General features: G+C 40.5%; 9 protein-coding genes and 1 pseudogene. 1 reads left to right on the forward strand and 9 read right to left on the reverse strand.

Annotated features, from left to right (window positions below; genetic code table 11):
• Positions 1-183: 183 nt before the first annotated feature.
• From alaS to RDY04_RS09370, 7 genes and pseudogenes are all read right to left on the reverse strand, one after another.
• Positions 184-2802 carry an alanine--tRNA ligase gene (alaS, locus tag RDY04_RS09340; protein ID WP_303949903.1) on the reverse strand — a complete coding sequence of 873 codons (2619 nt, stop codon included), beginning with the start codon at positions 2800-2802 and terminating at the stop codon, positions 184-186.
• 342 nt (positions 2803-3144) lie between these two features.
• The gene (locus RDY04_RS09345) at positions 3145-4287 is read right to left on the reverse strand and encodes a peptidyl-prolyl cis-trans isomerase (RefSeq protein ID WP_303949906.1); all 1143 of its coding nucleotides are present in this window, start codon (positions 4285-4287) and stop codon (positions 3145-3147) included.
• Positions 4288-4348: 61 nt separating this feature from the next.
• Complete coding sequence (locus RDY04_RS09350; protein WP_303949908.1) at positions 4349-5056, reverse strand: O-methyltransferase; 708 nt, start codon at positions 5054-5056, stop codon at positions 4349-4351.
• Between the two features lie 76 nt (positions 5057-5132).
• Positions 5133-6353: an OFA family MFS transporter gene (locus RDY04_RS09355; protein WP_303949910.1), complete on the reverse strand. Its 1221-nt coding sequence runs from the start codon at positions 6351-6353 to the stop codon at positions 5133-5135.
• A 211-nt stretch (positions 6354-6564) separates the two neighbouring features.
• On the reverse strand, positions 6565-8370 hold the full coding sequence (gene pepF / locus RDY04_RS09360) for an oligoendopeptidase F (RefSeq protein WP_303949911.1): 1806 nt from the start codon (positions 8368-8370) through the stop codon (positions 6565-6567).
• Positions 8371-8380: 10 nt separating this feature from the next.
• Positions 8381-9340, reverse strand: coding sequence for a competence protein CoiA (locus RDY04_RS09365; RefSeq protein ID WP_303949914.1), 960 nt, complete (start codon positions 9338-9340; stop codon positions 8381-8383).
• Positions 9341-9672: 332 nt separating this feature from the next.
• Positions 9673-10035: pseudogene (locus RDY04_RS09370) on the reverse strand (transposase); the annotation flags it as partial.
• Between the two features lie 294 nt (positions 10036-10329).
• Between RDY04_RS09370 and RDY04_RS09375 the strand changes: the two are divergent.
• Positions 10330-11226 carry a LysR family transcriptional regulator gene (locus RDY04_RS09375; protein ID WP_303949916.1) on the forward strand — a complete coding sequence of 299 codons (897 nt, stop codon included), beginning with the start codon at positions 10330-10332 and terminating at the stop codon, positions 11224-11226.
• 277 nt (positions 11227-11503) lie between these two features.
• Here RDY04_RS09375 and metG read toward each other — a convergent pair whose 3' ends face one another.
• Positions 11504-13507 (reverse strand): methionine--tRNA ligase, encoded by a 2004-nt coding sequence (metG, locus tag RDY04_RS09380; protein ID WP_303949919.1) that lies wholly within the window; start codon positions 13505-13507, stop codon positions 11504-11506.
• A gap of 31 nt (positions 13508-13538) precedes the next feature.
• Positions 13539-13733, reverse strand: a 195-nt coding sequence (locus tag RDY04_RS09385; protein WP_303949922.1) for a hypothetical protein, incomplete at its 5' end; no start/stop codon positions are given.

Below are 13733 nucleotides of genomic sequence, written 5' to 3' on the forward strand. Positions count from 1 at the left end.
CGGTTTTAGAAACTTCATCAACTTTAAGAAGCGTGTCTTCATCACTCTGAACATACATAAAAAGAGGACCTATCCGGTCCTCTCTAGATGTTAGCTTTTCGTCACCCACTACAGTTGACAAAGAGCCGAAAAAAGATAGGATTTTCATCCTACCTTTTTAAGTTTCTTTTATTGTATCACTTCTTAAAACTGTTCTGCTACCGCTGAGAGAAGATCTTGGATACCGTTAGCATCGCTACCACCGGCCATGGCCATATCTGGTTTACCACCACCACGACCTGATACGATTGGTGCAAGGGCCTTGATAACATTACCTGCGTGAACACCCTTAGATTTGCTTGCTACAAGGACATTAACTTTTTCACCAATGTGAGCTGCAAGGACAAGGACGTCAGAGTAGTCTGCTTGTTTCCATTGGTCAGCAAAGGTACGAAGGGCACCTGCATCAGAAACTTCCACTTGGCTAGCAATATAACGAACACCGTTAGCTTCTTTAACGTCTTTGAAGACATCACCAGCTGCTGCTGCTGCTGCTTTTTCTTTAAGTACAGCATTTTCTTTTTGAAGGGCATGCAACTGCTCTTGAAGACTAGCAACCTTGTTAGGTACTTCTTTCAATTGTGGTGCCTTAAGTGTTGCTGCGATTGCTTTGAGGGCATCTTCTTCTTCACGGTAAGCAAGGTAAGCTTCACGTGATGTCACTGCCAAGATACGACGTGTTCCTGAACCGATACCTTCTTCTTTGACAATCTTGAACATACCGATTTCAGCAGTGTTGGCAACGTGTGTACCACCACAAAGCTCAACAGAGTAATCACCGATTGAAACAACACGAACATTCTTACCATATTTTTCACCAAAGAGGGCCATAGCTCCCATTGATTTAGCAGTGTCAATGTCTGTTTCAATAGTTGTTACTGGAGTTGCTTTCCAGATTTCTTCGTTGACTTGTTCTTCGATAGCACGCAATTCTTCTGGAGTTACAGCCTCAAAGTGAGTGAAGTCGAAACGCAAGAATTCTTGTTCATTAAGAGAACCGGCTTGAACAGCGTGATCACCAACGATGTTATGAAGGGCAGCATGCAAGAGGTGAGTCGCTGTGTGGTTTTTCATAACACGGTGACGACGTGTGTGGTCAATTTCAAGTTTGTAGTTAGCACCTACAACAAGTTCACCTTCAACTTCAACAGTGTGAAGGGCTTGTCCATTTGGTGCACGTTGAACGTCAACAACACGCGCAACGGCTGTACCAGCTGCATCTGAGACAGTACCGTGGTCTGCTACTTGTCCACCCATTTCAGCGTAGAATGGTGTTTGTTCAAAGACAAGGAGTGCTTGACCAGAGTTAACACTATCATGACGAGCATTATCAGCAACGATCACGCTCAAACGGCTTTCAGCAGTTTCCGCTTCATACAAGAACTCAGATGGTTCAGTGATGTTGGCGAGGGTTTCATTTTGCATACCCATAGAACCACCTTTAACCACGCTAGCACGCGCACGTTCTTGTTGTTCTTTCATGGCAGCTTTGAAACCTTCATGGTCAATCTTGAAGCCTTCATCTTCAGCCAACTCTTCTGTCAATTCCACTGGGAATCCATAAGTATCGTAAAGTTTAAAGATATCTTTACCTTCAAGCGTATCTTTACCAGATTTCTTAAGGTTAGCAAGAAGCTCGTCAAGCATGCTTGAACCTGCATCGATGGTACGTGCAAAGGTTTCTTCTTCACGTTTAACAATTTTCTCGATAAAGTCTTTCTTCTCAAGAACTTCTGGATAATAGCTTTCCATGATTTGACCAACAGTTGGAACAAGTTTGTACAAGAAAGCATCAGAAATGCCAAGACGACGGCCGTGCATTACGGCACGACGGAGAAGACGACGAAGGACATAACCACGACCTTCATTACCTGGAAGGGCACCATCACCGATGGCAAATGCCAATGAACGAATGTGGTCAGCGATGACCTTGAAGCTCATTGTGTCACCATCTGGATCATAAGTTTTACCAGACATTTTTTCGATTTCACGAATGATAGGCATGAAGAGGTCTGTTTCAAAGTTTGTTTTAGCCCCTTGCATTACGGCTACAAGACGTTCAAGACCTGCGCCCGTATCAATGTTTTTATTAGGAAGTTCTTTGTATTCTGAACGTGGAACAGCTGGATCTGCATTGAATTGTGACAAAACGATGTTCCAAATTTCAATGTAACGGTCGTTTTCAATATCCTCTTCAAGCAAGCGAATACCAATATTGTCCGGGTCAAAGTCTTCGCCACGGTCAAAGAAGATTTCAGTATCTGGTCCTGAAGGTCCTGCACCGATTTCCCAGAAATTATCTTCGATTGGAATCAAATGACTTGGTTCAACACCACAAGCAATCCAACGGTTGTATGAATCTTTATCATCTGGATAGTAAGTCATGTAAAGTTTATCTTTTGGAAAATCAAACCACTCTGGGCTTGTCAAAAGCTCATAACCCCATTCGATAGCTTCATCACGGAAGTAGTCACCAACTGAGAAGTTACCAAGCATTTCAAACATTGTGTGGTGACGAGCTGTCTTACCAACGTTTTCGATATCGTTGGTACGGATAGCTTTTTGTGAGTTAGTAATACGTGGATTTTCAGGAATCACAGAGCCATCAAAGTATTTTTTCAAAGTGGCAACCCCTGAGTTAATCCAAAGAAGGGTTGGATCGTTAACTGGAACCAAGTTAGCTGATGGTTCAACAGCGTGACCTTTTGATTTCCAGAAATCAAGCCACATTTGACGAATTTGTGCTGAAGTAAGTTGTTTCATTGTTTCTCCTTAATTATTTCTTAATTTATACCATTTAGAAAATACTAAAAGAATAAAAGACAAGACCACTAAACGAAGGGCGACGTGAACCGCGGTACCACCTTCATTCAATGACCTTGTCATTCTTATTTTTCTTAAATTGTAAACTTTGAGTAGCAAGTAATCTCATCCGTCCATGGCTCGCAGCGACCGCCACTTTTCTGTATCCGAAGTAATGATTACCTTTCTCAAAGGGAAGACTCAGAGTTTCCTAACCTTAAAACTCTTTGTTACTTTCCATTTTAACGTGTTTTAGGTCTTAGGTCAAGCTGATAATGGGCATTATCAACTCTATCTTGTGATTTATTTGCTAGAGCTTGATGTTGAACTTGATGAAGCTCCAGAACCAGTCACATACTGGTCAAGAATTGCACTAAAGGCTTTATCTACAACCTTAACATTGTATTTTTTAAGAACCTTGGCAATTACTGAGTTAGTAAAGTTAGTATCAGCTTTCTTACCATTGATGATAACCTTAGTCAAATCATCCTTATAGTTTTTCCAATCTGCATTTTTCTCAGATTTTGAAACAGTTTTGACGATGTAGTAAGTTGCAGCACCAGTTGAGCTGTTTGAAACAGTCACTACGTCAGAGACGGCATTAGCATCTTGTTTGAAGGCCGCTGTCAAAACATCTGTTGGGAAGTCTTGAGAAGCAGAGTTAACTGTCTTAGAAGTCACTTTCAAACTGTTATCTTTAGCTACTTGTGAGAAATCTGCTCCTTCTGCCTTAGCTTCAGAGTCTACTTTATCTGCCACTGCTTTATCAGTAGTTGAAACCACTTGCACCTCTGTATTTGGTGTGTAGTTATCATAGGCAGCCTTGTAATTTGCTTCCGTCAAATCTTTTTGTGCGGCTTGGTTAACAGCGTACTCAACTAATTTTTGTGTACGGATTTGAGTACGGTATGACTCTGCTGTCTGACCATAGGCTGCAAGCGCTTGTGAGAATTGGTCCCCGTATTGTTCTGAAGCTTGTTTATAGGCTTTGTCAACATCTTCTTTACTGACCTTGCTACCGTATTCTTTTTCAAGAGCCTTTTGCAACGTTGCACTCAAAACACTTTGTTGTGTTTGGTTGCTACCTTTGAGTGAATCAAAGACATCCCCAACAGTAACAGTATCACCTTTCATAGATACCAAGGTTGTTTCTTCAGTCGTTTTATTTCCCAGAGAAACATACATAGCACCAGCACCAACAAGGGCTGAAACAGCTACAAGGGCAAGACCTCCAAGGAAGCGACTACCTGAGCTTGGTTTACCAGCGTCACGTGTCTTTTTAGTTCTAGCACGTTTAGCTTTTTCTTTTGCTTTTTCACTGGCGAGGGCGATGCTTTCCTCTTCTTCTTTTTGGCGATCAAGATGCTCTTGTTCTGCGTCTTTGTCTGCTACAACCTCTTCAACAGTTTCTTCTGTTGACTCAAGGTTTTCATTTTCTTTAGCCATTTTATCTACTCCTTAAATTGTCAATATCTTAGTTATTATACCACACTTACTTAAATAATACTTAATCTGACAAGATAATATTTTCAGAATTTTTTCGAATCATAAGAAGTCCGTCACTCATAGGTACCAAACTAGCAGTCAAACCAGGGTTATCTAAGGTCGCATCAAAAAGGCGATGCAAGCCACGATAGATCGTCCGCTGACCACGACGAACCTCCATAATGTCTTTGGCAATATCCCCACCTTGGAAAACATCATCAAAGACGATGACCCCACCAACCTTAAGACGTTTTAAGATTTCAGGCAGAAAGACGATATATTTAGACTTGGCTGAGTCCATAAAGACAAAATCATAATCTGTGTCTAAGTCTTGCAATACCTCAGCAGCATCTCCTTCCACCAAGGTAATTTGTTTGCGACTGTCATACTTAGCTAGATTTTCCTTAGCGAAGCCAATCATTTCTTCATTACGATCAACTGTCGTAATCTGGGCATCAGGCGCATATTCAGCCATAAGAAGTGCTGAAAAACCAATGGCTGTTCCTACTTCAAGGATTTTCTTAGGCTGTAAGGTCTGCAACAAAAATCGGAAATATGCGACAACCTCGTGTTGGATAATCGGAATATTCTCCTTACGAGCAAAGACCTCCAGTTCAGCCAAATGCCCTTTATTTTCCTGAAGATGCGTTCGCATGTAGTCCACGATATCCTTGTTTACTACAGGACGACGCATGTTGTGATTTGCATTTTTACTATATGATTTAACCATGTGTTTTATTATATAAAAAATCCCTAGCGAGTGCTAGAGATTTTTCTTATCTATTCTATAAATTAAATCGTCATCATTAAGCTACTTGACGTAACCACCTCTTTTTCAAGAGATAAGAAATGCCCAAAGCTACCACGTAAAGAGCGATGAAAACAAGCAAGGTCATCTGGTAAGATTTTGTCAATTCGTAGGTTACGGATAAGAGCATTGGCCCCACTAAGGCTGCCATCGCCCAGGCAGTCAAAATATAACCATGAAGGCTAGCCAACTCCTTTGCCCCAAAGATATCGCTAAGGTAGGGAGGAATCAAGGAGAATCCTGCGCCGTAGCAAGTCATCAGAACAGCCATCGCAACCACAAAGACAAGTGGAACTTGCAGGACAATTAGGAGGATGGCCATAACGATATTAACCACAAAGAGGAGAATAAAAGTCTTCGGACGTCCAATATAATCCGACAAGCCTGCCCACAGAAGGCGACCAAAACCATTAAAGATTCCCATAACACCTACAACAACTGCCGCTGATTCCGCTGACATCCCAACCATATCTTGAGCCATTGGAGAAATAGCAGAGACAAGGGCTAAGCCACATGAAATATTGATAAACAAGATAAGCCATAACCAGTAAAAAGTTGACGATTTCAGGGCCTCATTAGCCGTAACTCCCTTGCTCAAATCAGCAGCTTGACGGTTCGGACTCTTGTCAGCCAACAGTTGTGCTTCCTCTACACTTGGTCGTTTAATGAATTGTGAAACAAAAAGCATAACAACAAAATAAACGACTCCCAAGATATAAAAGGTCTGCTCAACACCACGTGCCTGAATCAGATATTGGGCAATAGGACTGGTTAGCAGTGAGGCAAAGCCAAAGCCCATAATGGCAAGGCCAGTCGCAAGTCCACGCTTATCAGGAAACCACTTAATAATAGTTGAAACAGGCGTAATATAACCTACACCCAGTCCTAGACCACCAAGAATACCATAACCAAGATAAAGCATCCACAGCTCTCCATGAGCAATGGCAACTCCTGTCAGAATATTCCCCCCAGCATAGAGAACAGCCGACATACTTCCAGTCACTCTCGGACCAAATTTTTCAACCAAACGTCCCATAAAAGCTGCAGAAAGCCCTAGACAAAAGATAGCCAATGAAAAGGCAAAAGAAACTGAAGATTGATCCCAGTCAGTCTGAGCCATAATAGGATTACGATAGATACTCCAAGCATAGGTAGACCCCAACATGAGATGGAGTAAGATACCACACGTTGCTACAAGATAACGATTGGTTGTTTTCACAAAAACCTACTTTCTATTTCTGAACTTTTTTCACTTATAAAACATAAAACGTTAGGTTTTTAGTCTATCACAAATATAAACTAGGGGCTATAAATATGCTCATCAACACATTTTCAAATCAATTAAAACTTGTATTCTAGTAAACGTTCGTTTTTAGACATAAAAAGAATCATCCTGATTCAGAATGATTCTCTCTTATAGTGACTTCTTTTTAAGAAAGGTGAACACCTTTTTCAACCAAGGCTTCCAATTCAACGAGACGGTCTTCAAAAACTTTGAAGGCAGCATCCAAGTAGTCGGTATTGGTCATATCGACACCAGCTTTCTTGATGACTTCCAAAGGATAGTCTGAGCTTCCCGCCTTAAGGTAAGTAAGGTAAGCTTCTTTATCTTCTTCAGTACCGTGAACAATTTTTTCGGACAAGTAGCTTGCTGCCGCAAACCCTGTAGCGTATTGGTAAACATAGTAATTCATGTAGAAATGCGGAATACGTTCCCACTCAAACTGAATTTCGTAGTTATCCTCAGCTTTAAGGTTGTAGTATTTCTCATTGAGGTCTGCGTAAAGTTTATTCATGAAGTCGGCTGTCAAGATTTGACCAGATGCATCTGCTTCATGGATAGCATGTTCAAACTCAGCAAATTGTGTTTGACGGAAGACAGTTCCCTTGAAACCATCCAAATAGTGGTTAAGAATAGCAAAACGTGTCTTGTCATCTTTAACTTCTTTAAGAAGTGTTTCTGTCAAGATATTTTCATTAGTTGTAGACGCAATTTCAGCCAAGAAGATTGGGTAATCTCCGTAAACATATGGTTGTGTCTGACGTGTGAAAGTTGAATGCAAACTGTGGCCAGTCTCGTGAACCAAGGTAAAGAGATTGTCCAAAGTGTCTTGCCAGTTCAAAAGCATGAAAGCATTGGTATCATAGGCACCACCTGAGTAGGCACCTGAACGTTTCCCTTTGTTAGGGTGAACATCAATCCAACGTTCCGTAAAGGCTGCATGAACCCCTTTACTATACTCTTCACCAAAGATTGCCAAGACTTCTTCTGCTTTCTTGAGGGATTCTTCATAAGTAAGAGCAGTTTCAGTCTCAGAAAGTGGTCTATAAACGTCATACATCTTAAGCTCGTCAAGTCCCAAGACCTTCTTACGCAAATCAAGGTAACGGTGCAAAAGTGGCAAATGCTTGTTCACTGATTCCAAGAGAGAGTCATAAACACTTTCTGGAATAAAGTTAGCCGCAAGTGCTGCATGACGTGCCGAATTATAGTGCCGAACTTTGGCTTGGTAATTGTGAACCTTAACAACACCTTGGAGTGTTTGTGCATAGGTATGTTGGAACTGCTCATAAGTACCGTACATCGCTTCATAAGCTCCCTTACGAATGTCACGGTCCTTAGATTCCATGAGGGTGATAAAGTTACCATGTGTCAACTCAACCACATCCCCTTGACCATCTGATACCCATGGGAAGAGGATATCAGCATTATCCAAGACGTTGAAGGTATTCGTTGGACCATTGAAAATATCACTAGCTGCTGCCAAGAGTTCTTCTGCTTCTTGAGAAAGAACGTGGTCCTTGTTTGCCAAAAGACGTTCGAAATAGTGGTCATAAAGCCCAAGACCTGGCTCGTGTTCTTTAAATTCAGCTAATTTCTTATCATCCAAGGCCATAAATTCAGGCTCAAAGTAAGCAAAAGCCTCACTTAACTGTGAGTAAAGGTTTGAGGCCTTAGCTTGGTACTCTTGGTAAAGCCCTACTGTTGTGTCTTGGTCATTTTTCATTGACGCATAAACGTATATTTTCTCCAAACGACGCATAAGGCTCATATAAAGTTCTGTTGCCTCAAGCAAGTTCTTAGCAGAATCCAAGAGATGACCTGCATAAGCACTAGCCTTCTTCAAATCCTGAACAGTGCTTTCATATTCAATTTCCCAATCTGCATCTGTCGCAAAAATGGTCGTCAAATCCCATGTGTATTTCTCGTCTAAATGAGTACGATTGTCTGACATAATATTCTCCTTAATTGTGTCTATTCTTTACTATTTTAGCATAAAAGCTGGGAGGGTAGAGGGTTTGCTTGTAAGAAAAATGCCTTTTTCGATAATATTGCATGAAAAGCTTTTCAAAACCATCAATAGATAATCTAATTTGGACAAACCCTTGCTTAGATTCAGGAAATCTCACTTGTGGAAAAAAATCCTGATCAGATAGACATAACAAATTCATTCCCTTAAGATAGGCTTCTTCCTGCCTTCTCAGCCACCTTGGATTTTTCCCCATTAATTCTCGTTGAATCACATGTGAGACCTTCTTTCGCTGAGTAACTTTATAGGTCTCACTCTTCTCTGCTTGATAAGGAAAACGTAGAACTGTCATGAGATTTTCGGTTAACGGCCAGGTCTTAGTTAAATAATAGACTTTCCCAAAAATATCCTCATAGATGAGATACTTAAGTCTAATTTCCTCTCGCTTCCAATCAAGCTCCCACAGGTGAAATCCTATCTTAGCCGTAAAATAGAGAAAGTCCCGCTGTAAGTCTGTTAGACGACCATTCAACCAGAGTTCCTCACCCAAAAGCCAACGCACTTCGTAACCTGCTTGGTGATAGGCACATGTCCTCTCTCTCAAACGTTGCTGTGATAACCGAGAACACTGGATTTCCAAGGCTAAGGAATCTCCAACGAATAAATCCGCAATCTGGCCTAACTCAGGCAGAACCTTTTCAATACAAACTCTTTCACCATAATTGTCCAGGGATTGATACAAAGTGGCTTTTAGAGATAAATGTTGGGCCGACTCGTTTTCTGAGAAAAACTGACAATCCTGCAAAGACTTGTGAGCAAAATGTGGACACATTACCTGGCCACGCCTCAATAGGACAACTCCCTGACAACCAGGACAGATATAGGATTCTTTACGTTGCAAACTGGTTTCTAGAGCTGAAACGAGGTTTCCCTCCTGATTTTTTGCAATTAACATAACTCTCTCCTTCGTGCACTCTCTTACTTATTCGTAAAAGAATTCACAAAAATAAAAAAACATCTAGATTACTCTAGATTGTACTGACCCCCAAAAATTAGACAATTAATTTAAGTAAAGGATTTAGTTCAGTATTGTACAGGACTGAGTCCTTTTCTACCATTTGCCAAGTATATCAAGGTATTTGATGAAAAATAGTTTGAGTTCCATAGTCAAACTAAGGAAATTGTCTTTTTTTGAACTAAAGTTTAGTGTAAAAAGTGTACACCAAACCAACACCTTATCTGGTGATTTTTTTGATAAGGCGTTACAATAATATGGCATAAACAATTTTACCGATTTTGGGTAGAAGTATAATCGTAAAGTTTGTTATGCGTTATGAGATAATACATTGTTCTAATGAGACGATGTATAGAGGCAATCGTATGTGGCTTAGTTGAAGCTATTGTCGATTGTCTTTTTCGTTTCTCATAGAAGTCTGCGATATGACAAGGATTGGTGTGGCTAGCTGAAGCGATGTTGTGAATGCACTTAAAGAGAATCTTTCTGGCATAGGGATTCCCACGTTTGGTGATATGTTCCTTAGCTAGAAAGTTTACAGATTCATAGTGTCTGAGGTCAATGCCGATAAAAGCATTGATTTGATTGGCAGAGTGAAATCGACAAATATCACCAAGTTCGCCAATAATACTTGTTTTCTTCTGTCACAAGCGACACAGACTGCCCCAGCTACAAGTATCTAGTATTTCATTCTCTGGTTACTACTGATTACCATAGTACTCTGCCTCATTCGACCTAAAAAATTGGAAGCCATTAGACGTCTTAGCAACTGACACTTTATACAGCATTTCATCAGTACTCCTATAAGACCTAACTTTATAAAAATTTCATATCAGGTCTTCATCTATTCCTATCAGGATTTTACTGATATTAAACTTCTCATTTTGTTATAATATAGGTCACAATTATATTTAAAAAAGGGGATGCTTATGAATTTTCAACAATGTCGCTATGTTCAGACTATCTCTGAAACAGGCTCATTTAGTAAGGCTGCTAAGAAGCTCTTTTTGACACAACCTAATCTTTCAGCATCCATTCGTGATTTAGAGGAAGAACTGGGAGTTCTACTCTTTGAGCGCTCCAATACGGGAGCCAAACTGACTGATGATGGCCACGACTTTCTCAAATACGCCAAACGTATCCTTGGAGAGCTGGATCTACTAGAAGGACGCTATCGCAAGTCCTTTAAGAAATCGTTCACTATTGCCAGTCACCACTATGATTTTCTGTCACTTCCCATGGCTCATATTGCCAAACGCTTTCGCAGTGATTATCAAGAATTTCAACTGATTGAAACAACAACCAGAAAGATTCTCAAAAGTGTGGAGAGTTTCGAAAGTGACTTGGGGATTATTTACCTTGATGAAGACAATGCCCACATCCTAGAACGCAGTTTCAAACACATGGATTTGACGTTTACTCCACTTGGAGAATTTGAAACTAAGATTTTCTTGGGACGTCAACATCCCTTAGCCAAGAAAAAATCTCTAAATCTCAAGGATTTAGAACGATATCCACAAGTCCGTTTTCGTCAGGAAAGCTCTGGAATTCATTTCGACGAGGATCCGCTGGAGGTCCTGCCTGACCAGCAAGTTATCTACAGTAATGACCGAGGCAGTGTCATGAATCTGCTATGTTCCTCTGATAGTTATGCTTCTGGCCTTGGTATTGTCAACAGTTTTATCAAGGACCAGATTGTCCTAATCCCACTTAAGGATAGTCCCAAGCACACTTTGGGTTTTGTAACCAACAATAAACAAAAACAATCTACAATTATTCAAGCATTTATCGAAGAAATCCGAGATAGCTTACTCCCCCACCACTAAGGAGACCTTAATGCTATTAGTAAACTAGACAGATCTCCTAATACCTATGGACCTGATGGAAGCGTAGAACAGATTAAACATTTATTGAAATATAGTGCATAAAAAACGAGTTCGACTGAACTCGTTTTAATGTTAAAAATATCTTGTTTTGATTACTCTTAGGTGAGTAGGGGTACACGGCGAAATCAAAATAAGGAAAGGAACAGAAGACTTATCATTCAAAATCAATTCGTTTTCCCACTTCCACTTAAGGAAATACTATAAAACAGAATTACTGTTACCCGATCACACTTCCGTTTGGAACAGATGGATCTACTGTCAAGACAGTGAGTTTACCGTCATGTTCAGCAGAAAGAATCATACCTTGGCTGACATATTTCTTCATCATCTTACGTGGTTTGAGGTTCGCCACGACTTGAAGTTTCTTGCCGACCAATTCTTGTTCGTTTGGATAGAATTTAGCGATACCTGAGAGGATTTGACGGTCTTCACCATCGCCAGCATCAAGACGGAAGCGAAGCAATTTGTCTGAACCTTCCACTTTTTCTACTTCTTTAACTTCAGCAACACGGATTTCAACCTTGTCAAAGTCTTCAAATTTGATTTGGTCTTTTTCAGATTTAAGTTCGACTTCTTCAGGGTTCCATTCTTTTTCTTGTGGTTTGCCTGCGTTCATTTGAGATTGGATGTAGGCAATCTCTTCGTCCATGTCAAGACGTGGGAAGATTGGAGTTCCTTTTGAAATGACTGTAACATTTTCTGGGAAACCTGAAAGTTCAAGATTTTCAAGGTCAAATACCACTGGCAATCCGAGCTGTTCCATAATAGCATTTGAAGTTGTCATCATGAATGGTTGGATGAGGTGGGCTACCACACGAAGACTAGCTGCCAAGTGAGCCATAACTGCTGCCAATTGTTCCTTGTCACCATCTTCTTTGGCGAGAACCCATGGAGCTGTTTCATCAATATACTTATTGGTACGTGAAATGATATTCCAAACAGCGTCCAAGGCACGTGGGAAATCCACAGCATTCATTTGTTTGTGGAACTCTTCAATATTTTCAGCCACAACTTTAGCCAAATCAGCATCAAAGTCTGTAACATTCTCAACATAGGCAGGCACTTGACCACCGAAATACTTGTTAATCATAGCAACTGTACGGTTGAGGAGGTTTCCCAGATCATTAGCCAACTCATAGTTGATGCGAGCCACATAGTCTTCTGGCGTGAAGGTACCATCTGAACCAACTGGAAGACTACGCATGAGGTAGTAACGAAGTGGATCAAGACCAAAACGCTCTACCAACATTTCTGGATAAATCACGTTTCCTTTAGACTTAGACATCTTACCATCTTTCATGACGAACCAACCGTGGGCAACAAGACGTGTAGGCAATGGCAAATCAAGAGCCATAAGGATGATTGGCCAGTAGATAGAGTGGAAACGAAGGATATCCTTACCAATCATGTGGATGATTTCGTGATTTTCATCATTTTGCCAGAATAAATCAAAGTTACCATGCTCATCCTGACCATAACCAAGGGCAGTGATATAGTTGATAAGAGCATCAATCCAGACATAAACCACGTGTTTTGGATCTGATGGTACTTTTACTCCCCAAGTAAAGGTTGTACGTGACACTGCCAAGTCTTCCAAACCTGGCTCGATGAAGTTTTTAAGCATTTCATTCATACGACCATCAGGTTGAATAAATTCTGGGTGTTCTTTAAAGAAGGCAGTCAAACGGTCTGCGTAGTTGCTGAGTTTAAAGAAATAGGATTCTTCAGAAACAAGCTCTACTTCATGTCCTGATGGAGCTACCCCGCCAATGACATTTCCTTGCTCATCACGGTAAACTTCTGCCAACTGACTTTCAGTGAAAAATTCTTCATCAGAAACTGAATACCAACCTGAGTATTCACCAAGATAGATATCTCCTTGTTCCAAGAGACGCTCGAACACTTGAGCAACAACTTTTTCATGGTAATCATCAGTCGTACGGATGAATTTATCGTATGAGATATCCAAAAGTTGCCAGAGGTCCTTAACACCAACAGCCATACCATCCACATACTCTTGTGGTGTAATGCCTGCTTCTTCAGCCTTTTGTTGAATCTTTTGGCCGTGCTCATCGAGCCCAGTAAGGTAGAAGACATCATAGTTCATCATACGTTTGTAACGTGCTAAGACGTCACAAGCAATGGTTGTATAGGCAGAACCGATATGTAATTTACCAGATGGGTAATAGATAGGTGTTGTGATGTAGAATGTTTTTGTCATTTTAATTTCCTTTCATGTGTTAACAAATGGGCTAACACTGATGATATAACATCTTATTATAGCACGTTTTAAACACTAAAAAAACCAGACTAGCTGATTTTTGATCTTTTAATATTGGCTCTATAATTTCTGTAGTGGGTAAAACCACTGTAGAGATTATAGAGCTTTTTGAGTGTACACAAAAAGTCCCATAAGAACTATAATGAAAAGCGACCAAACCATCATT

Origin of the sequence: uncultured Streptococcus sp., assembly GCF_902463925.1 — a bacterium.
In the GTDB taxonomy this organism is placed as follows: domain Bacteria; phylum Bacillota; class Bacilli; order Lactobacillales; family Streptococcaceae; genus Streptococcus.

What these genes read in the sequence shown, in the direction of transcription:
- RDY04_RS09365 (WP_303949914.1), bottom strand. Translation starts at nt 9,340, where the DNA reads ATGTTAATTGCAAAAAATCAGGAGGGAAACCTCGTTTCAGCTCTAGAA.
- RDY04_RS09345 (WP_303949906.1), bottom strand. Translation starts at nt 4,287, where the DNA reads ATGGCTAAAGAAAATGAAAACCTTGAGTCAACAGAAGAAACTGTTGAA.
- RDY04_RS09375 (WP_303949916.1), top strand. Translation starts at nt 10,330, where the DNA reads ATGAATTTTCAACAATGTCGCTATGTTCAGACTATCTCTGAAACAGGC.
- pepF (WP_303949911.1), bottom strand. Translation starts at nt 8,370, where the DNA reads ATGTCAGACAATCGTACTCATTTAGACGAGAAATACACATGGGATTTG.
- metG (WP_303949919.1), bottom strand. Translation starts at nt 13,507, where the DNA reads ATGACAAAAACATTCTACATCACAACACCTATCTATTACCCATCTGGT.
- RDY04_RS09350 (WP_303949908.1), bottom strand. Translation starts at nt 5,056, where the DNA reads ATGGTTAAATCATATAGTAAAAATGCAAATCACAACATGCGTCGTCCT.
- alaS (WP_303949903.1), bottom strand. Translation starts at nt 2,802, where the DNA reads ATGAAACAACTTACTTCAGCACAAATTCGTCAAATGTGGCTTGATTTC.